Annotated in this window: 17 protein-coding genes; 12 read left to right on the top strand and 5 right to left on the bottom strand. The window is 72.7% G+C overall.

Going from position 1 to position 18,003, the window contains the following annotated elements; all coding sequences use genetic code 11:
• Window positions 1–4 precede the first annotated feature (4 nt).
• Window positions 5–439, bottom strand: a complete 435-nt coding sequence (locus ACFW1I_RS22695; RefSeq protein ID WP_384672798.1) for a VOC family protein — start codon at window positions 437–439, stop codon at window positions 5–7.
• A gap of 143 nt (window positions 440–582) precedes the next feature.
• Here ACFW1I_RS22695 and ACFW1I_RS22690 point away from each other — a divergent pair, with 143 nt between their 5' ends.
• Window positions 583–1,953: a cytochrome P450 gene (locus ACFW1I_RS22690; protein WP_384672796.1), complete on the top strand. Its 1,371-nt coding sequence runs from the start codon at window positions 583–585 to the stop codon at window positions 1,951–1,953.
• A gap of 16 nt (window positions 1,954–1,969) precedes the next feature.
• Here ACFW1I_RS22690 and ACFW1I_RS22685 read toward each other — a convergent pair whose 3' ends face one another.
• The 4 genes from ACFW1I_RS22685 to ACFW1I_RS22670 all read right to left on the bottom strand — a co-directional run bounded on the left by ACFW1I_RS22685 (window position 1,970) and on the right by ACFW1I_RS22670 (window position 6,825).
• A complete protein-coding gene (locus tag ACFW1I_RS22685) occupies window positions 1,970–3,181 on the bottom strand; it encodes a helix-turn-helix domain-containing protein (protein ID WP_384672793.1) in 1,212 nt (403 codons plus the stop codon).
• Window positions 3,182–3,397: 216 nt separating this feature from the next.
• Window positions 3,398–4,342, bottom strand: coding sequence for a hypothetical protein (locus ACFW1I_RS22680; RefSeq protein ID WP_384672791.1), 945 nt, complete (start codon window positions 4,340–4,342; stop codon window positions 3,398–3,400).
• Between the two features lie 57 nt (window positions 4,343–4,399).
• Window positions 4,400–6,028, bottom strand: a complete 1,629-nt coding sequence (locus tag ACFW1I_RS22675; protein WP_384672789.1) for a DUF6801 domain-containing protein — start codon at window positions 6,026–6,028, stop codon at window positions 4,400–4,402.
• A 161-nt stretch (window positions 6,029–6,189) separates the two neighbouring features.
• The gene (locus tag ACFW1I_RS22670) at window positions 6,190–6,825 is read right to left on the bottom strand and encodes a hypothetical protein (protein WP_384672787.1); all 636 of its coding nucleotides are present in this window, start codon (window positions 6,823–6,825) and stop codon (window positions 6,190–6,192) included.
• 615 nt (window positions 6,826–7,440) lie between these two features.
• Between ACFW1I_RS22670 and ACFW1I_RS22665 the strand changes: the two genes are divergently transcribed.
• From ACFW1I_RS22665 to ACFW1I_RS22615, 11 genes are read left to right on the top strand one after another with little or no spacing between them, the layout of a single operon-like run.
• Window positions 7,441–8,454, top strand: coding sequence for an ABC transporter ATP-binding protein (locus ACFW1I_RS22665; protein WP_384672784.1), 1,014 nt, complete (start codon window positions 7,441–7,443; stop codon window positions 8,452–8,454).
• Window positions 8,451–9,215 carry an MlaE family ABC transporter permease gene (locus tag ACFW1I_RS22660; RefSeq protein WP_384672782.1) on the top strand — a complete coding sequence of 255 codons (765 nt, stop codon included), beginning with the start codon at window positions 8,451–8,453 and terminating at the stop codon, window positions 9,213–9,215. Before ACFW1I_RS22665 ends, ACFW1I_RS22660 begins: the two co-directional genes overlap by 4 nt.
• 5 nt (window positions 9,216–9,220) lie before the next feature.
• Window positions 9,221–10,027, top strand: coding sequence for an MlaE family ABC transporter permease (locus ACFW1I_RS22655; protein WP_384672779.1), 807 nt, complete (start codon window positions 9,221–9,223; stop codon window positions 10,025–10,027).
• A gap of 1 nt (window position 10,028) precedes the next feature.
• Window positions 10,029–11,282, top strand: coding sequence for an MCE family protein (locus ACFW1I_RS22650; protein ID WP_384672776.1), 1,254 nt, complete (start codon window positions 10,029–10,031; stop codon window positions 11,280–11,282).
• The gene (locus ACFW1I_RS22645) at window positions 11,279–12,313 is read left to right on the top strand and encodes an MCE family protein (RefSeq protein WP_384672773.1); all 1,035 of its coding nucleotides are present in this window, start codon (window positions 11,279–11,281) and stop codon (window positions 12,311–12,313) included. The genes ACFW1I_RS22650 and ACFW1I_RS22645 overlap by 4 nt, the downstream gene beginning before the upstream one ends.
• Window positions 12,310–13,359, top strand: coding sequence for an MCE family protein (locus ACFW1I_RS22640; RefSeq protein WP_384672772.1), 1,050 nt, complete (start codon window positions 12,310–12,312; stop codon window positions 13,357–13,359). The genes ACFW1I_RS22645 and ACFW1I_RS22640 overlap by 4 nt, the downstream gene beginning before the upstream one ends.
• On the top strand, window positions 13,356–14,396 hold the full coding sequence (locus tag ACFW1I_RS22635) for an MCE family protein (protein WP_384672770.1): 1,041 nt from the start codon (window positions 13,356–13,358) through the stop codon (window positions 14,394–14,396). The genes ACFW1I_RS22640 and ACFW1I_RS22635 overlap by 4 nt, the downstream gene beginning before the upstream one ends.
• On the top strand, window positions 14,393–15,628 hold the full coding sequence (locus ACFW1I_RS22630) for an MCE family protein (protein ID WP_384672768.1): 1,236 nt from the start codon (window positions 14,393–14,395) through the stop codon (window positions 15,626–15,628). Before ACFW1I_RS22635 ends, ACFW1I_RS22630 begins: the two co-directional genes overlap by 4 nt.
• Complete coding sequence (locus tag ACFW1I_RS22625; RefSeq protein ID WP_384672767.1) at window positions 15,625–16,896, top strand: MCE family protein; 1,272 nt, start codon at window positions 15,625–15,627, stop codon at window positions 16,894–16,896. The genes ACFW1I_RS22630 and ACFW1I_RS22625 overlap by 4 nt, the downstream gene beginning before the upstream one ends.
• Window positions 16,893–17,402 (top strand): hypothetical protein, encoded by a 510-nt coding sequence (locus ACFW1I_RS22620; RefSeq protein WP_384672764.1) that lies wholly within the window; start codon window positions 16,893–16,895, stop codon window positions 17,400–17,402. The genes ACFW1I_RS22625 and ACFW1I_RS22620 overlap by 4 nt, the downstream gene beginning before the upstream one ends.
• Window positions 17,345–17,992, top strand: coding sequence for a hypothetical protein (locus tag ACFW1I_RS22615; RefSeq protein ID WP_384672816.1), 648 nt, complete (start codon window positions 17,345–17,347; stop codon window positions 17,990–17,992). The genes ACFW1I_RS22620 and ACFW1I_RS22615 overlap by 58 nt, the downstream gene beginning before the upstream one ends.
• Window positions 17,993–18,003 lie beyond the last annotated feature (11 nt).

Raw genomic sequence — 18,003 nt, 5'->3', positions numbered from 1 at the left:
GCTTTTAGCCCATGCGGGGGGGTTCGGTCAACTGGCGCTCCAGGGTGGCGCGGAGCGGGGACCGCCGGCCCCCCGCCCCGGCGCCCGGCGCGCGGCCCACCGCGAGGGGCACCCCGCGTCCGCCGCCGACCTTCAGGTCCAGGTGGACGCGGTTCTTCACCGTCTTCGGCTCCGGGACCTGCTGGAACCACACCCGCGGCCCCACCCCCGCCGGATCGACCAGGGACTCCGGCAGATCCCCCGCCCCGTCGCCCAGCTCCTCCTCCGGCACCCCCGACGCCGCCCAGTACTCCCGCCAGCTCGGGTACCCCTCCGGCGGCGGCTCCGGCACGTACCGCAGCGCCTCCGCCCAGAACGGCACCAGCCGGCCCGGATCCGCACAGTCGATCGTGAGCTGGAGGGTCAGCTCGGGGCGCTCGCCCACCTCGTTCTCGTCCATGCCACCGAGCCTCCCAGACGCCACCGACAATCGCCGGGATCCGGCCAACAGGCCAGATCCGGACGGTCCGTCGGCGGAAGCTACCGCCCGGTCACCTCCCTGCGGGAGAATCGCCACGGCGCCGCGACCAAGGGGGAAGTCACATGACCACCGCATCCCGAACCGAAGCACCGGTCCTCACCGGACTGCCCGTCCTCGGCTCGATGTTCGACCTGAAGAACGACTCGCTCGGCACCTTCCTGCGCGCCCGGCGCGACCACGGCGACGTCGTCCGCATCAGCGCGGGCCCGCCCGGCGCCCGCTCCCAGGTCTACGTCGTCTTCTCCGCCACGGGCGCCCAGCAGGTCCTCGCCGGCGAGTCCGCCAACTTCCGCAAGGACAACGCCTTCTACCAGGAGATCCGCGAGTCCTTCGGCAACGGCCTGCTCACCAGCCAGGACGACGACTACCTGCGCCAGCGCCGACTCGTCCAGCCGCTCTTCACCAAGCGCCGCGTCGACGGCTACGCCGACGCCATCGCCACCGAGGTCACCACCCTCCTCACCGAGTGGGAGAAGGCGGGCCGCACCTCCGTGGACGTCCTCCACGAGTCGACCCGGCTCGCGCTGCGCGCCGTCGCCCGCATCCTCTTCGGCACCGACGTGGACTCCGCCGTCGAGGTCGTCGAGCGCTGCTTCCCCGGCGTCGGCGAGTACGTGCTCCGCCGCGGCTACTCGCCGGTGAAGCTGCCACGCGACTTCCCCACCCCCGGCAACCGCCGGGCCGCCGCCCTCCACAAGGCGCTGTACCAGGAGTGCGACCGGATCATCGCCGAGCGGAAGGCCGGCGGGCGCACCGACGCCGACGGAGACGACCTGCTGACCCTGCTGGTGCGGGCCGAGAGCGCCGAGGACGGCGCCTTCGACGCCACCGAACTGCGCGAACAGGTCCTCGTCTTCCTGGTCGCCGGCCACGAGACGACGGCCACCTCGATCGGCTTCGCCCTCCACCTGCTCGCCCGCCACCCGGAGGTGCAGCGGCGCGCCCACGAGGAGGTCGACCGGGTGCTGGGCGGGCGCACCCCCGGCGCCGCCGACCTCGACGCCCTGCCGTACGTGACGCGGGTCCTCAAGGAGGCGATGCGGCTCTTCCCGGCCGCGCCCGCCATGGGCCGCCGGGCCGTCGCCGAGACCACGATCGACGGGGTCGTCATCCCGGCCGGCGCCGACGTCGTCGTCGTCCCGTGGGTCACCCACCGGCACCCCGCCTACTGGGAGGACGCCGAGCGCTTCGACCCGGACCGCTTCACCCCCGAGGCGGAGGCCGCCCGGCCCCGCTACGCCTGGTTCCCGTTCGGCGGCGGGCCGCGGGCCTGCATCGGCCAGCACTTCTCCATGCTGGAGTCGGTGATCGCGCTCGCGATGATCCTCCAGCGGCACGGCTTCGAGGCCGTCGACACCGAGGTGCCGGTGGCGCCGGCGATCACCCTCCAGGCGGTCGGCCCGGCGCGCTGCCGGCTCGTCCCCAGGGGCTAGTCCGGGCCGGTCCGGGCTAGTCCGGGAGCTTGCGGCCGTGGAGGTGGAGCGCGCGCAGCGCCGCCTCCAGGGCGAAGCGGCGGTCGGGGTCCAGGAGCCGGTCGCCGAAGTGGTTGTCGAGGTTCCGCAGCCGGTAGCGGACCGTCTGGGCGTGGACGCCGAGCAGCTCGCCGACCTGCTCGGCGGGGGCCCGGGTGGAGACGTGCACCCGCAGGGTCTCGACCAGTCGCTCCCGCCGGGTGCCCGACAGGCCGTCGAGCGGGGCCAGTTCGCGCCGGGCGAGCTGGTCCGTCAGGGCCGGGTCGGCGAGCAGCCACAGGGTCGTCAGATGGTCCTCGCAGGCCACCGCGGTGGCGTCCGGGACGATGCCCTCGTCGATCAGCCGGAGGACCCGCCGGGCCCAGCGCAGCGAGTGGGCGGCCTGCGCGGTGGGCACGGTCAGGCCGAGGACGGCGGGCGTGCCGGCCAGCGCGGCGTCGAGCATCGCCCGGCGTTCGGCGGTCAGCGCGCCGGGGACCAGCAGGTGGGGGTGCGGCAGGCTGAGGTCGGCGAGGACGTCCCGGTCGAGCCGCGCCGGGAGGACACCCGTGGCGGGCGGCCGGAGGGCGACCAGGGTGCACTCGGCGGGGAGCTGCCAGGACGCCTTCTGGCAGAGCTCGGCGATGGTCGCGCGGGGCAGCGGCGGCCCGGCGACGACGAGGTGGAGCAGTTTCCTGCGCAGCGCGGCCACGTCGGAGACCGCGCGGCCCTGGACGGTGACGTACCCCTCCCGGGAGAGGGCCTCCAGCTCGTCCACGTACGCGAAGAGGGCGTCCGCGAAGGCCAGGATCAGGGTGGGGGAGAGGTTGTAGGTGCGCCCGATGCTCTTGGCCCGGCGCAGCGCGATCCGGGCGCCGAGCCGGTAGGCGCCTTGTAACGTGTCGAGGTCCCGCCCCTCGTACGCCTCCACCCGGCCGAACTGGCGCAGGAGTTCGTCGCGGAGGGCGGACTTCGTCCCGGGGTGGTCGACGCGGTCCACGAAGGCGGCCAGGGCCTGCTCCACGCCCTGGCGGATGGCGTCCGAGTGGGGCCCGTTGAAGAGGTGGGCGTACACGGGGTAGGCGCGCTCGATCTCCACGCCGATCTCCTTGATGAGGCCCGGGATCTCCGGTCTCATCAGGGCGGCGAACTCGCGGGGCAGCGGATCGAGCGGCTCACCGAGCTCCGGTGACTGGGCGACTGAGGGCATGGACCGATCCCTTGCTCTGCTACGTGACCGGTGGGGGAGCGGCGCTGCGGCGCCCGCCGTGGAGGGCGGGCGCCGCAGGAACCGTCAGGTACGTACCGATGTGGACTGCTGAAAGCTAGGGCAACTGATGTGTGGTGTACACAAGTTGAGCAAGACTCAGCTCTCAGCGGAGGGGGTGGGTGGCCGAGTCGGCCGGTAATCACCCCTGGGTGGCCGTTAGTTGACGGCCGAGTGCCAGTTCTGCGAGAAGACCTTGCCGGCCTCGGGGGCGACGACGCCGGGCGCGAACAGGCCGGTCAGGAAGGTCTGCGTGTCGTTGAGCGTGAGCCTGTTCCGGCCCGCGGCGGAGGGCAGGCCGGTCTTCAGGTTGACCGCCGCGTCGATGATGCCGAACCACCCGAGGCCGCAGCCGCTGGCGCCGGGGACGGCGAAGGAGTCGTCGTACTGGGTGGCGCCGAGGAGGTCGAGGCGGCTCATGTCGCCCTCCTCGTTCGCGGTGCCGTCGCCGTCGAAGCGGGCGACGCCGAACTCGGGCGCGTCGAGGTTCTTGGGGCGGAGCAGGATGGGGTCGGCCTTCGTCCCGATGTAGCAGTTGTCGCCGAGGAACGGGTTCTGCAGCCGGATGCGGACCGGGATCGTGACGATCGGCTGGTCGGTGAGGACGCCCGCGATCTGGTCGAAGTTCGAGGGGCTGCCGACCGACTCCATGGTGGCGGTGATCTTGTTGAGGCTCGCGTCCGACAGCTGCCGGCAGATGTCGGTGACGAAGGGGATGTCGCTCGGACACATCAGGCCCATCAGCCCGCCGGGGACGGTCGCGGAGTCGGCGACGAGCGCGCCGCCGGCGGGCCCGACGACCGCGTTGGTGCCGTCGGCGTTCTGCACGACACCCATCTGGAGGTTGGTCCTCCCGGTCGTCACCGTGGTGTTGCCCAGCTTGATGGAGCCGCTGAGGGAGTACGAGACGACGCACTGCGGCGACCGGTCGAGGCCGTCCGAGGCGAGCATCGGGGCGGCGTCGACCGGACAGCGGGTGGACGGCGCCCAGCCGCCGTTCAGCACCGGGGCGGCCGCGGTGGCCGAGCCCATGGAGGCGAAGGCGCCGAGGGCGGTCAGGGCGGCGACGGTGGCCAGCTTCGTACGGGCGGTGACGACGGGCATGGCGGAGGCCTTTCGGTGGAAGGGGGCGAAGGGCGGAAGACGGCGCGGATCAGCGGGTCAGCGCTCGGGCTTCGGGACCTGGCGGGGCTGGAGGTCCTGGGTGCAGAACTCCATCGGGGGTGACTCGACGCCCACGGAGCAGGTGCTGCCCTGGATCTGCCTGATGTGGTTGCCGGGCCCGGAGATGGCGGCGGTCAGGAGCCGGTCGAGGTCCTCGCCGTCGGCGCCGCACCCCTTGAAGGCGGGGATGGTCACCTCGCCGGTGAGCGGACCGCCGCCGGTGAGGATATAGCCGACCGGCGGGTCGGGGACGGTCTGGCTCCCCTTGCCGACGAGCACCAGATGGTCGCCGGGGTACTTGGCGGGCTCCGGTTCGGGGGAGGAGAGCGGCCCCTCGGTGCGGCAGGACCGGCCGACGTCCAGCCGGGTGCCGTTCACCTCGACGTCGAGGACGCGCAGCGTCAGCGGGACCCGCACGTGCGTCGTCAGGACGTTGGTGGGGAAGATGAGCAGCACGTCCGAGATGACGCTGAGGGGGCCGGCCTGCTCCAGGACCAGGGTCGCCTTGGTCGGGGCGAAGCCGAAGGTCACGAAGGTGGCCTCGAAGGGCGGGGTCTCCTTGCGCCCGAGGTGGTAGAGGCGGCCCGTCGCCGGGGTGACGACGTGCATGCTCCCGTCCGGCCTCACCTCGAACTGTGGCAGGCCCTGTTCGAGCAGGACGCAGGTCAGCGGGATGCGGGCGGCGCCGTTCAGCTTCCGCACGTTGGAGTAGCCGGTGATGTACGCCGAGAGGGACATCGGGGTCGGCTTCTCGGTGACGCAGGGCGGCGCGGCGGGCCGGGGCTCGGGAGCGCCGGGCGTGGGCTCGTCGGCCGGCGTGAGGCCCTGCTCGGTCCGCGGCCCGGCGTCCGGCGTCCTCGGGCCGGGGAGCGGGACCGTGCCGTCGCTCGCTCCCGTCCCCGCGGGGGGCGTCCGGTCCGACGGCAGCGGCGGCAGCGGGAGGCCCGAGGAGGGGGACGGGGCGGACGGGGTGGCGGGGGAGGACGGTGCGGACGAGGAGGGCGGGACGGGCGTGACCGGCGGGGTGCCCGGTTCGCCGGTGGCGGTGCCGACCGGGACCTCGGCGAGCCGGGTCCGGCCCTCCGCGTCCGGGCCGGGGACGCAGGTGACGGAGAGGGACGCGGGGGTGGTGGCCGCGCCGTCGGCGGTGCTGGGGGCGAGGCCGAGGGCGAGTCCGCCGGCGGTGAGGACCAGTCCGCCGGCGCTGTCCGTCGTCAGGGACGGCACGTCGCCGCTCGTGGCGAGCGTGAGGGGCCCTTCGGCGGGGACGGCCACGGGCTCCGCCGTACCGCTCCAGGTGACCTCGGTGCGCCGCTCGTTCTGGGCCACGCCCACCGTCAGCCGGGTCTCGGCCCGCACGGTAGCGGCCCGGAGCGCGGTGAGGTCGGCCACGGCCGCCGCCGGGAGCTCCACCGTCGTGGTCACGTCGGCGGGCCGGATCTCCTCGCCCACGGCGGCCCGTTCGGGGAACGCCGCCGTGACGCGCAGCGTCGCGGGCTGCGGTCCCGAGGGCAGGTCGCAGACATAGGGCAGCGCGGCGTCGACCTTCAGCGTCCCGACGGCGACGGCCGCGGCCGGCAGCAGGGGGGCGAGCGCCACGAACGCGGCGATCGTCGCACCGCGCACGCGGGCGCGGGTGGATCGGGGGGTGGGCCCGGGGCCTCTCATCGGGTGCTCCGCTCGGGTCGTTCGTGCGCCGGCGGGGGAAGCGGCCGGCGAAGGGCGCGGACAGGGCCGCGCCCGCCCGGCCGGGGGTGCCGGCCGGACGGACGCGGGGTCCGGGTCCCTTACGGGTTGGAGCCGACGATCTTCGGGATGGTGGTGGTGTTGGCCACCTTGACCAGGTAGTTGCCCTTGAAGGTCGGCTTGGAGCCGACCGGCACGGCGCTGCCGCAGTTGGTCGCGGAGACGACGGTGAGCTCGCCGGCCGCGCTGTTGACGGCGAGCGTGCCCGAGGAGTTGGTGTACGTGCCGGACGCCTTGCCCGTGACGCGGAAGACGCAGGCGCCGACGGTCACCTTGGCGTCGACGTTGTCGATGTAGCCCTTGGAGACGCCGGTCGAGGCGGTGTAGTCGTACACCTTCACGGCCCACGGGGTGGTCGGGGTCGTGACGACGTTGCCCAGCACGCTGGTGCAGGGCACGCCGCTGGCGCCGAAGACCATGGTGCTGATGGAGCCGACGGTGGCCGGGTTGCCGGTGGCGCTCTGCATGGTGCCCGCGGCGTTCGACTTCGTACACGTCATGGCGATGCCGTTGACGCTGAGGACGATGTTCCCGCTGTTGACCGCGGTGAAGCTGGCCGGCGAGGGGGTGACGGTCCAGACCGTCGAGGCCACCGCGGAGGCGGGGCTGACGGCGAGGGCGAACGCGGAGGCGGCGGCTCCCGCGACGACGGCCAGGTTTCTGGTGGTCTTCTTCATGGCTCGGGGACTCTCCTTGGGGATCGACCGGCAGAGGGTGCTTCGGTGGGGGTGCCTCGACGGGGAGGGAACGGCCGGCGAACCGGCCGTCCTCCCGCCGCGAAAAAGACGTTACTTGCGGGAAACTTAGCCGAACAATGCCGTGAACCATGATTCTTTGAAGACGCCTTAATGCCTGTCAAGAGGGTGAGCGGTGGCGGGAATCCGCTTGGTTCCGGAGTGCGTAATGTCGACAATTCTGATCGATCGTACGAGGTCGGGAAGGGTGTCCGTCGGTCAACTTGCGACACTTCTCCGGCGCGTGACAAAAACGCCCACCGCATTGTCTCCGGCCTGATAAGTCCCCTGCCGTTCGCCCCTGTTCCGCGAAAACTCCGGATCCGGTATTGCCCAGCGAGGTTACTCGGCCGTAGCGTTCCCGGGAGTCGATGCTCAGCCGCAGGTCGGCGCGGCATTCTGTCGCGGCGGAGACAAGAACGACCGCTGACTTTGTCTGCGCGGTGACAAACGCGGGAGCGGATCAATGAATATGCGCCACACCTATTGTCCGGGTGATCCAGAACGGCCTACCGTGCGCCCGCGGCGCACGCGCCCCGCACGTCTGCTGGAGGTGGGATGGGAATCGAAGTAGTCGTCGAGGGGCTGACCATGTCCTTCGGCAAGCAGAACATCTGGCAGGACGTGTCGCTGACGTTGCCGGCCGGAGAGGTGAGCGTCATGCTCGGACCGTCCGGAACCGGAAAGACCGTCTTCCTGAAATCGCTCATCGGACTGCTCAAACCCCAGCGGGGCCGGGTCCTCATCAACGGCGTCGACATGCTCCGCAGCCCCGAACGGGACATCTACGAGACCCGGAAGCTCTTCGGTCTCATGTTCCAGGACGGCGCCCTCTTCGGCTCGATGACGCTCTTCGACAACATCGCCTTCCCGCTGCGCGAGCACACCCGCAAGCGCGAGTCCGAGATCCGGAAGATCGTCATGGAGCGCATCGACCTCGTCGGCCTGCTCGGCGCCGAGGGCAAGCTCCCCGGCGAGATCAGCGGCGGCATGCGCAAGCGCGCCGGCCTGGCCCGCGCGCTCGTCCTCGACCCGCAGATCGTGCTCTGCGACGAACCCGACTCCGGACTCGACCCGGTCCGCACCGCCTACCTCTCCCAGCTGCTGATCGACCTCAACGCGCGGATCGACGCGACCATGCTGATCGTCACCCACAACCTCGACATCGCCGCCACCGTCCCCGACAACATGGGGATGTTCTTCCGGCGCGAACTCGTCACCTTCGGGCCCCGCGAGGTCCTCCTCACCAGCGAGGAACCGGTCGTCACCCAGTTCCTCGCCGGACGCCGCGAAGGCCCCATCGGCATGTCCGAGGAGAAGGACGCCGCCACGCTGGCCGCCGAGGCCGACGCCGCCGTCAGCACCCCGCCGGCCACGCCCCGCGCCCTCGTCCCCCAGCTGGAGCCCTCGCCCGGACTGCCCCCGCGCGCCGCCGTCGTCCGCCGCCGGCAGCGCGTCCTCGCCATGCTCGACACGCTGCCGCCCGCCGCCCGCGCCGCCATCGAGGCGACCTACGCGCAGCACGCCGCCGCACCCACCGTCCCGATACCGACCACCGGCGGCGGCTCGTGATCGGCGGCGCGCTGCGGCAGACCGGCCGGCTCTTCGCCCTGGCCGCCGAGGTCGGCCGGGCCGTCTTCCGCAGGCCCTTCCAGTTCCGGGAGTTCGTCGAGCAGTTCTGGTTCGTCGCGAGCGTCACCATCCTGCCCGCCGCCCTCGTCTCCATCCCCTTCGGCGCCGTGATCGCCCTTCAGGTCGGCTCGCTCACCCAGCAGCTGGGCGCCCAGTCGTTCACCGGCGGCGCCAGCGTCCTCGCCGTCATCCAGCAGGCCAGCCCCCTCATCGTCGCCCTCCTCATCGCCGGCGCCGCCGGCTCGGCGATCTGCGCCGACCTCGGCTCCCGCAAGATCCGCGAGGAACTCGACGCGATGGAGGTCATGGGCGTCTCGCCGGTCCAGCGGCTCGTCGTCCCCCGGGTCCTCGCCACCATGGCCGTCGCCGTCCTCCTCAACGGCATGGTCTCCGTCGTCGGCACCCTGGGCGGCTACTTCTTCAACATCGTCCTCCAGGGCGGCACCCCCGGCGCCTACCTCTCCAGCTTCTCCGCCCTCGCCCAGCTCCCCGACCTGTACATCAGCGAGCTGAAGGCCCTGATCTTCGGGTTCATCGCCGGCATCGTCGCCGCCTACCGGGGACTCAACCCCCGCGGCGGCCCCAAGGGCGTCGGCGACGCCGTCAACCAGGCCGTCGTCATCACCTTCCTGCTGCTGTTCTTCGTGAACATGGTGCTGACCGGCCTCTACCTCCAGATCGTCCCGCCGAAGGGAGGCTGAGGAGGATGGCCTCCCCCTTCGTCTGGCTCGACCGCTCCGGCGACCAGCTCCTGTTCTACGTGAGGGCCCTGCTCTGGGTCCCCCGGACCCTGCGCCGCTACCTCAGGGAAGTCCAACGCCTGCTCGCCGAGGTCGCGTTCGGCTCCGGCGGCCTCGGCGTCGTCGGCGGCACCATCGGCGTCATGATCGCGATGACGCTCTTCACCGGGACCGTCGTCGGCCTCCAGGGCCACGCCGCCCTCGAACAGATCGGCACCGCCGCCTTCACCGGCTTCGTCTCCGCCTACTTCAACACCCGCGAGATCGCCCCGCTCGTCGCCGGCCTCGCCCTCTCCGCCACCGTCGGCGCCGGCTTCACCGCCCAGCTCGGCGCCATGCGCATCAACGAGGAGGTCGACGCCCTCGAAGGCATGGGCATCCGCTCCATGCCCTACCTGGTCACCACCCGCATCATCGCCGGCGTCGTCGCCATCGTCCCGCTCTACGCGATCGGCCTGCTCTCCTCCTACCTGGCCTCCCGCTCCGTCACGGTCCTCTTCAACGGACAGTCCCAGGGCACGTACGACCACTACTTCGACCTGTTCCTGTCGCCCACCGACGTCCTGCTCTCGATGCTCAAGGTGCTGATCTTCAGCGTGATGGTGATCGTCGCCCACTGCTACTACGGCTTCCGCGCCTCCGGCGGCCCCGCCGGCGTCGGCATCGCCGTCGGCCGGTCCGTGCGCAACGCCATCGTGCTGATCAGCGTCACCGACTTCTTCCTGTCGCTGGCCCTCTGGGGCGCGACCACGACCGTGAAGGTGGCGGGGTGAGATGAACGCTCCACGAGGACAGACCCTGCGCCGCCGGTCCGCCGGCGTCGTCTTCCTGCTGGTCCCCGCGCTGCTCGCCTGGCTGGCGGTCGCCGTCTACGAGAAGAGGTTCACCGACTCCGACCCCGTCACGATCGAGACCGGCAGCGTCGGCAACGAGATGCACCTCGGCGCCGAGGTGAAACTGCGCGGCGTCGTCGTCGGCGAGGTCCGCGCCATCGACGCCACCGGCGACGGCGCCCGGCTCACCCTCGCCCTGCGCCCCGGAGCCCTCGGCCACGTCCCCTCCGACGTCCGCGCCCAGATGCTCCCCACGACGCTCTTCGGCGAGCGGTTCATCGCCCTCGTACCGCCCGCGAACCCCTCCCCGGAACCGCTCGCCCCCGGCGCCGTCATCCCCGAGGACCGCTCCGGCAACGCCGTCGAGCTCCAGCAGGTCCTCGACGACGTCCTGCCCCTGCTCACCGCCGTCCAGCCGCAGAAGCTGTCCGCCACCCTGTCCGCCGTCTCCCAGGCCCTCGAAGGACGCGGCGAGAAGCTCGGCGACACGCTCGCCCGCCTCGACAGCCACCTCAAGCGGTTCAACCCCCAACTGCCCGCCCTCACCCGGGATCTGAAACAGCTCGTGAAGGTCAGCCACCTCTACGCGGACGCCGCCCCGGACATCCTCACCGCGCTCACCGACTTCACCACCACCAGCGGCACCCTCGCCGAGCAGGAGGCGGCGCTCGCCGGCACCCTCGGCGCCACCACCCGCACCGCCCAGGACCTGACCGCCTTCCTGCGGAAGAACAAGGACACGATCATCCGGCTCAGCGCGAAGAGCCGGCCCACCCTGGAGCTGCTCGCGGAGTACTCCTCGTCCTTCCCCTGCACCCTGCGCACCCTCGCCCAGTTCGTGCCCGCCATGGACAAGGCGCTCGGCAAGGGCACCGACCGGCCCGGACTGCACGTGGACGTCACCACCGTGCCCTCGCGCGGCGCCTACCTCCCCGGCCGCGACACCCCCCGGTACGGCTCCGGCGGCGGCCCCCGCTGCCACCCGGTGCCCTACCTCGGCGTCCCGGCCGCCCCCGCCGCCCGCGCCTCCGCCGCGGCCGACCAGGACCTCGGGCCCGCCAACTCCCCGCAGGAGAACGACCTCGTCACCGAACTCCTCGCCCCCGCCGCACAGCGGCCGGCCGGGGAGCTGCCGGACTGGAGCAGCCTGCTCGCGGGACCCGCCTTCCGGGGAGCGGAGGTGACCCTCCGATGAAGCGACGGCCGCTCACCGGCACCGTCCTCAAGTCCCTCGCCTTCGTCCTGGTCACGGCGGTCGCCACCACCGTCCTCGGCCTCAGCATCGCCGACACCGGCGTCGGCTCCGCCACCCGCTCCTACAAGGCCCTGTTCACCGACGTCACCGGACTCGTCGCCGGCGACTCGGTACGCATCGCCGGCGTGAAGGTCGGCGAGGTCACCGACGTCCGCGTCGTGGAGCGCCGCACCGCCCAGGTCACCTTCACGGTCCGCGAGGACCGCACCCTGCCCCGCTCCGCCACCGCCGCCGTCAAGTACCTCAACATGGTCGGCCAGCGGTACGTCTCCCTCGGCCGCGGCAGCGGCGACCTGACCGGCACCCTCGACGACGGCGCGACCATCCCGCTCGACCGCACCACCCCCGCCCTCGACCTCACCCTGCTCTTCAACGGCTTCAAGCCGCTCTTCGAGGGCCTGTCGCCCGCCGACGTCAACGACCTCGCCGGCTCGCTCGTCCAGGTCCTCCAGGGCGAGAGCGGCACCGTCGACAGCCTGCTGCGCCACATCGGCTCCCTCACCCGGACGGTGGCCGCCAAGGACAAGGTGATCGGCGACGTCGTCACCCACCTCAACACCGTCCTCACCACCTTCAACGACCGCGAGGCCGGCTTCGAGGACCTCGTCGTCACCCTCCAGAAGGTCGTCACCGGCTTCGACACCGACCGCAAACCGCTCGGCGAGGCCGTCCAGGCCATGGGCGACCTCACCACCACCACCGCCGGCCTCTTCCAGGACGCCCGCGCCCCCCTCAAGAAGGACATCTCCGAACTGGGCCGGCTCTCCGGCACCCTCGCCGACCACACCCCCGCCCTCGAACGGTTCCTCGCCCGGACCCCCGACAAGATGACCGCCCTCGCCCGCCTCTCCTCCTACGGATCCTGGTTCAACCTCTACCTCTGCGAGGCGCGCGTGACCGGCGTGAAGACCTCCGACGGCTCGAAGCCGCCGACCGGCATCGCCGTGACCGAACCGAGGTGCCGCGGATGAGGACGCCCTTCCGGATCAGACCCGTCAAGGAACGCAACCCCGTCGCCGTCGCCGTCGTCGGGCTGCTCCTCCTCGGCCTCCTGGCCACCCTCGCGTACCACGTCGAACGGCTGCCCCTGGGCGGCGGCGCCACCGCCTACAGCGCCGACTTCTCCGAGGCCGCCGGCCTCGACACCGGCGACGAGGTCAGGATCGCCGGCGTCAAGGTCGGCGAGGTCACCGGCGTCAGCCTCGACGGCCCCAAGGTGAAGGTGACCTTCGAGGTCGGCGACGCCTGGGTCGGCGACCGGTCGACCGCCGCCATCGCCATCAAGACCCTGCTCGGCGAGAAGTACCTGGCCCTCGACCCGCTGGGCACCGCGAGCCAGGACCCCGGGACCCGCATCCCGCTGTCGCGCACCACCTCCCCGTACGACGTGACGCAGGCGTTCCAGGACCTCAGCGGCACCATCGACGACCTCGACACGAAGAAGCTCGCGGAGAGCTTCCGGACGATCTCCGAGACCTTCGAGAACTCGCCGCCGCACGTCCGCAGCGCCGTCGACGGCCTCTCCGCACTGTCGAGGACCGTCTCCAAGCGCGACACCGAACTCGCCCGGCTCCTCCGGAACAGCGAGAGGTTCACCGCGACCCTCAAGGAGAAGAAGTCCAGCTTCGAACTCCTCCTGGAGGACGGCGGCTCCCTCCTCGGCGAGCTGAGCAAGCGCCGCGACGCCATCCGCGCCCTCCTCAAGGGCAGCCGGGCCCTCGGCACCGAACTCGGCGGCCTCGTCGCCGACAACGACCGCCGGCTCGGCCCGACGCTGAAGGCCCTCGGCAGGGTCACCGCGGTCCTGGAGAAGAACAGCGGCCAGCTCGACAAGACGCTCGCCCTGGTCGGCCCGTACTACCGCCTCGTCGGCAACACCCTCGGCAGCGGCCGCTGGTTCGACAGCTACCTCTGCGGCGTGGTGCCCCGCGGCTACCTGCCCGAGGGCACCCCGCCCACGACCGGATGCGTGCCGCCGAAGCAGAAGACGACGGCGAAGGGGAGCGGCGCACGATGAACAGGACCAGAAGACCCCTCGTCGCCGGCCTCGCCCTCGCGGTGCTCGCCGCCTGCGGTCTCGTCGCCGTCCGCGCCCTCGACGACGAAGGGATCCGCGTCACCGCCTACTTCGACCGGGCGATCGGCATCTACGCCGGCTCCGACCTGCGCGTCCTCGGCGTCCGCGTCGGCGAGGTCGAGTCCGTGGAGCCCCAGGGCACCCGCGTACGGGTGGAGCTCCGCCTCGACGAGGGCGTCCGCGTCCCCGCCGACGCCCGCGCCCTCGTCGTCGCCCCCAGCATCGTCGCCGACCGCTACGTCCAGCTCACCCCCGCCTACACCTCGGGCCCCGCCCTCGACGACGGCGCCGAGCTGCCCGCCGCGCGCAACCGCACCCCCGTCGAGATCGACCAGCTCTACGCCTCCATCACCGACCTCGGCCGGGCGCTCGGCCCCGACGGCGCGAACTCCACCGGCGCCCTCTCCGCGCTCCTCGACACCGGCGCCAGGAACCTCAAGGGGAACGGCGCCGCCATCGGCGGCTCCATCGACCGGTTCGGCAAGGCCGCCAAGACCCTCGACGGCAACAGCGCCGAGCTCTTCGCCACCCTCGGGAACCTCCAGACCTTCACCACCATGCTGAAGGAGAAGGACGGCGACGTCCGCACCGCGCAGGAACGCCTCGACGAGGTCGTCGGCTACTTCGCCGAGAACAAGGACGACCTCGCCGCCGCCCTCAAGGAACTCGGCAAGGCCCTCGCCCAGGTCAAGACCTTCATCAAGGACAACCGCGGCGAACTGAAGAAGAACGTCGACCGGCTCGTCCCCCTGACGCAGACCCTCGTCGACCAGCGCGCCTCCCTCGTCGAGGCCCTCGACGTCGCCCCGCTCGCCGCCGGCAACCTCGTCGGCGCCTACGACAAGGACACCCGCACCCTGCACGGCCGCGCCAACCTCAACGAGATCAGCATGGGCGGACCGCTGCTGCCGCTGCCCGTGACCGGGGCCTCCGCGAGCAGCGGCACGCCCACCAGCCCCGCAGAGGAGGACCGGTGATCCGCCCCCGCCTGCCTTCGGCCAGGGCCGCCGGCGCCGGAGCCGCCGGAGCGGTCGCCCTCGGCCTCGGCCTGGCCCTCGCCCTCGGCGCGCTCCCCACGCCGTCCGTACGCTTCGACGGCATCCAGGACCTGCCGCTGCCCGGCGGCGCCGACCTCGGCGACCACCCCTACACGGTCACCGCCGAGATCGCCGACGTCCTCAGCCTGGTGCCGCAGTCCGCGGTGAAGGTCGACGACGTGGCCGTCGGCCGCGTCAGCGCCATCGAACTGGACCCCGGCACCTGGTCCGCCCGCGTCACCCTGGAGATCAACGGCGACGTCCGGCTGCCCGCCGACGCCGGCGCCCGCGTCGAACAGTCCAGCCTCCTCGGCGAGAAGTACGTCCAGCTGGTCGCCCCGACCGGCCCGTCCGCGAGCGGCGTCCGGCAGGCCGCCGCCCGCCGGGACACCGGCGCCCGGCTCACCGACGGCAGCGTCATCCCGCTGGCCCGCACCAGCCGTGACACCGAGGTCGAGGAGGTGTTCGGCGCCCTCTCCCTGCTCCTCAACGGCGGCGGCGTCAACCAGCTCAAGACCATCACCCGCGAACTCGAAGCGGCCCTCGGCGGACGCGAACCCCAGGTCCGCTCCATGCTCCGGCGGGTCGACACCCTCGTCACGGACCTGGACGCGCACCGCGGCGACATCACCCGCGCCCTCGACGGCCTCAACCGCCTCTCCGCCACCCTCGCCGGCCGCAAGAAGGACGTGGGCACCGTCCTCACCGACCTCTCACCCGGCCTGAAGACGCTGGAGAAACAGCGCGGCTCCCTCATCACCATGCTCCGCGCCCTCGACACCCTGTCCGGCGTCGCCGTCTCCACCGTAGAGGCGAGCAGGAAGGACATGGTCGCCGACCTCAAGGCCCTCGCCCCGACCCTGACCGCGCTCGCGGACGCCGGCGCCGACCTGCCCGAATCGCTCCAGGTCCTGCTGACCTACCCCTTCACCGACGAGGTGATGAAGGGCATCAAGGGCGACTACCTCAACACCTATCTGCACCTCGCGGCCGAACCCGGCACCGAGGTGATCCCGCCGCTCGTCCCCAGGACCGACCCCCCGCCCACCCCCACGCCCACCCCGACGGACCCGAACGCGCCCGCCGCGCGGCGCCAGGGCGCCGACCGGGGCACGGAGTCCCCGCTGCCCCTGCCGGCCCTCACACCGAACGACGGAGGCGAGCACCGGTGATCACCCGCACCGTACGGCTGAAGAACCTCGCGTTCCTCGTCATCGCCGTCACCGTCCTCGGCTTCGTCGGCGTCCGCTACGCGGACCTCGGCCGCTACGTCGGCATCGCCGACCACTACACCGTCCGGGTCCATCTCGCCCGCACGGGCGGCCTCTTCCCGCACTCCGACGTCACCTACCGGGGCGTCTCCGTGGGCCGCGTCGGCGCCATCGACCTCACCGCCGACGGCGTCGTCGCCGAACTCCGCATCAAGAAGTCGGCCCCCCGGATCCCCGCCGACGCGCAGGCCGTCGTCGCCGGACTCTCCGCCGTCGGCGAGCAGTACATCGACCTGCGCCCCGCGAGCGACGGCGGCCCCTTCCTCGCCGACGGCGCCCGCATCGAGGAGACCGACACCCAGGTGCCGGCCCCCGTCACCGACGTGCTCGCCAGCATGGACGACCTCGCCCGCTCCGTCCCCCTGGACTCCCTCCGCACCGTCGTCGACGAACTCGGCAAGGCGTTCGAGGGACACGGCGACGACCTCCAGGTCCTCCTCGACAGCGGCAGCGCCTTCGTCCAGGCCGCCGACCGGTCCCTGCCGGTCACCACCCGGCTCATCCGGGACGGCGAGGTCGTCCTGCGCACCCAGGCCGACGAGAGCCGCGCCATCCGGGACTTCGCCACCGGCGCCCGCACCCTCGCCGCCACCCTCAAGGGCTCCGACGCCGACCTGCGCCGCCTCCTCACCGTCACCCCCGACGCGGCGGGCCAGGTCAGCGGGCTCCTCGACGACCTCGACCCCAGCCTCGGCGTCGTCCTCGCCAACCTCCTCACCACCTCGGAGATCGCCCTCACCCGCCAGCGCGGCATCGAGGAACTGCTGGTGACCTACCCCGCGGCCGTCTCGGCCGGAGCCACCGCCGTCGACGGCGGCCGCCTGAACATCGGCATGGCCGTCACCTTCTTCAAGCCGCTGCCCTGCACCTCCGGCTACGGCGCCACCCGCTACCGCAACGGCCTCGACCTCGGCACCGCGCCCGCCCTCAACACCGGCGCCGCCTGCACGACTTCCGCCGCGTCCGGGATCAACGTACGCGGCTCCGCGCACGCCCCCAAGGGCGACGCCGCACCCGTCCCGCCCCGCCCCGCCACCCTGCTCCCGCAGGCCCGCACGGGGCCCGGCACACCGCAGCCGCTGCCCGGCGCGCTCTCGCTCCCCGGCCAGTCCGACGGCCCGACGGACATGGCCGGACTCCTCGGCCTCGGCACCGGGAGCGAGCGGTGAAGCGGGCCGGGGTCCTCTCCGCCGGCGCCCTCGCCGTCGCCCTCGGCTTCTGCGGCGCCGGAGCCTGGAGTTACACCCAGGCCCGCACCGACCAGGAGCTCTCCTTCGGCCGCGAACGCGACACCGCCCTCGCCGAAGGCCGGCAGCGCCTCACCGTCCTGAACACCCTCGACGCCTCCACCCGCGAGCGCGCCGAGGCCGGCATCGCCGCCTGGCGCGACGCCGCAACCGGCCCGCTCGCCACCGAACTGGGCCGCACCGAGCCCACGGTGGGCGCCTCCGCCCGGGCCACCGTCACCGAGGCCGCGCTCACCGCCCTCGACACCCGGGCCGGTACGGCGAAGCTCATCGCGACCGTACGCGTGGACGTCACCCCCCGGGGATCGGGCGCCCCGACCACCGACCGCAAGCGCCTGGAGGCGATCCTGAACCGCACCGGTGAGCACACCTGGAGGGTGGCGGCGCTCAGCGCGGTTCCCGTGGCAGAAGCGGAGAAGACCGAGTGACCGAGCCCGAGACCACCACCGAGCCCGAGCCCGCTACCGCGACCGATACCGCGATCGAGGCCGCCGGCGACGACACCGGCCGCTCCACCGCCCCCCGGTGGCGCAGGGCCGTCGTCCCCGCCGCCGTCACCGCCCTCCTCCTCGCCGGCGGCGCCTTCTTCCTCGGCGCCCACCAGCTGCGTTCCACCCCGTCGGCGCGCAACCAGGCGCTCACCGACACCGCCGCCACCACCCGCGTCGGCGGCGACGTCGGCGAGGGCCTGGCCCGGATCTTCTCCTACACGCCCACCAGTTCCGACGCCGCCGAACGCTCCGCCGGGACCGTCCTCGCCGGCCGCGCCGCCCGCCAGTACACCGACCTCTTCGCCCGGGTCCGCGAGAGCCTGGTCGAGCAGCGCATCACCCTCGCCACCCAGGCCGTCCGCACCGGCGTGATCGAACTCGACGGCGACAGCGCCCGCCTCCTCGTCTTCCTCGACCAGGTGTCGCGCCGGGACAAGGGCGCCGCCACCGCCGCGGCGGCCCAGCTCACCGTCACCGCCCGGTTCCAGGACGACCGGTGGCGGATCACCGACATCAAGGCCCGCTGACGTTGGGCGGG

Source organism: Streptomyces sp. NPDC058955, from assembly GCF_042741435.1.
Classification (GTDB): domain Bacteria; phylum Actinomycetota; class Actinomycetes; order Streptomycetales; family Streptomycetaceae; genus Streptomyces.
Note: the sequence above shows the minus strand (reverse complement) of the source record. Positions and strands in the feature narration are given on the sequence as shown.

Bases quoted from the DNA above. Each gene is read 5' to 3' on its own strand.
- ACFW1I_RS22695 (WP_384672798.1), bottom strand. From the start codon at position 439: ATGGACGAGAACGAGGTGGGCGAGCGCCCCGAGCTGACCCTCCAGCTC.
- ACFW1I_RS22690 (WP_384672796.1), top strand. From the start codon at position 583: ATGACCACCGCATCCCGAACCGAAGCACCGGTCCTCACCGGACTGCCC.
- ACFW1I_RS22685 (WP_384672793.1), bottom strand. From the start codon at position 3,181: ATGCCCTCAGTCGCCCAGTCACCGGAGCTCGGTGAGCCGCTCGATCCG.
- ACFW1I_RS22680 (WP_384672791.1), bottom strand. From the start codon at position 4,342: ATGCCCGTCGTCACCGCCCGTACGAAGCTGGCCACCGTCGCCGCCCTG.
- ACFW1I_RS22670 (WP_384672787.1), bottom strand. From the start codon at position 6,825: ATGAAGAAGACCACCAGAAACCTGGCCGTCGTCGCGGGAGCCGCCGCC.
- ACFW1I_RS22665 (WP_384672784.1), top strand. From the start codon at position 7,441: ATGGGAATCGAAGTAGTCGTCGAGGGGCTGACCATGTCCTTCGGCAAG.
- ACFW1I_RS22655 (WP_384672779.1), top strand. From the start codon at position 9,221: ATGGCCTCCCCCTTCGTCTGGCTCGACCGCTCCGGCGACCAGCTCCTG.
- ACFW1I_RS22650 (WP_384672776.1), top strand. From the start codon at position 10,029: ATGAACGCTCCACGAGGACAGACCCTGCGCCGCCGGTCCGCCGGCGTC.
- ACFW1I_RS22645 (WP_384672773.1), top strand. From the start codon at position 11,279: ATGAAGCGACGGCCGCTCACCGGCACCGTCCTCAAGTCCCTCGCCTTC.
- ACFW1I_RS22640 (WP_384672772.1), top strand. From the start codon at position 12,310: ATGAGGACGCCCTTCCGGATCAGACCCGTCAAGGAACGCAACCCCGTC.
- ACFW1I_RS22635 (WP_384672770.1), top strand. From the start codon at position 13,356: ATGAACAGGACCAGAAGACCCCTCGTCGCCGGCCTCGCCCTCGCGGTG.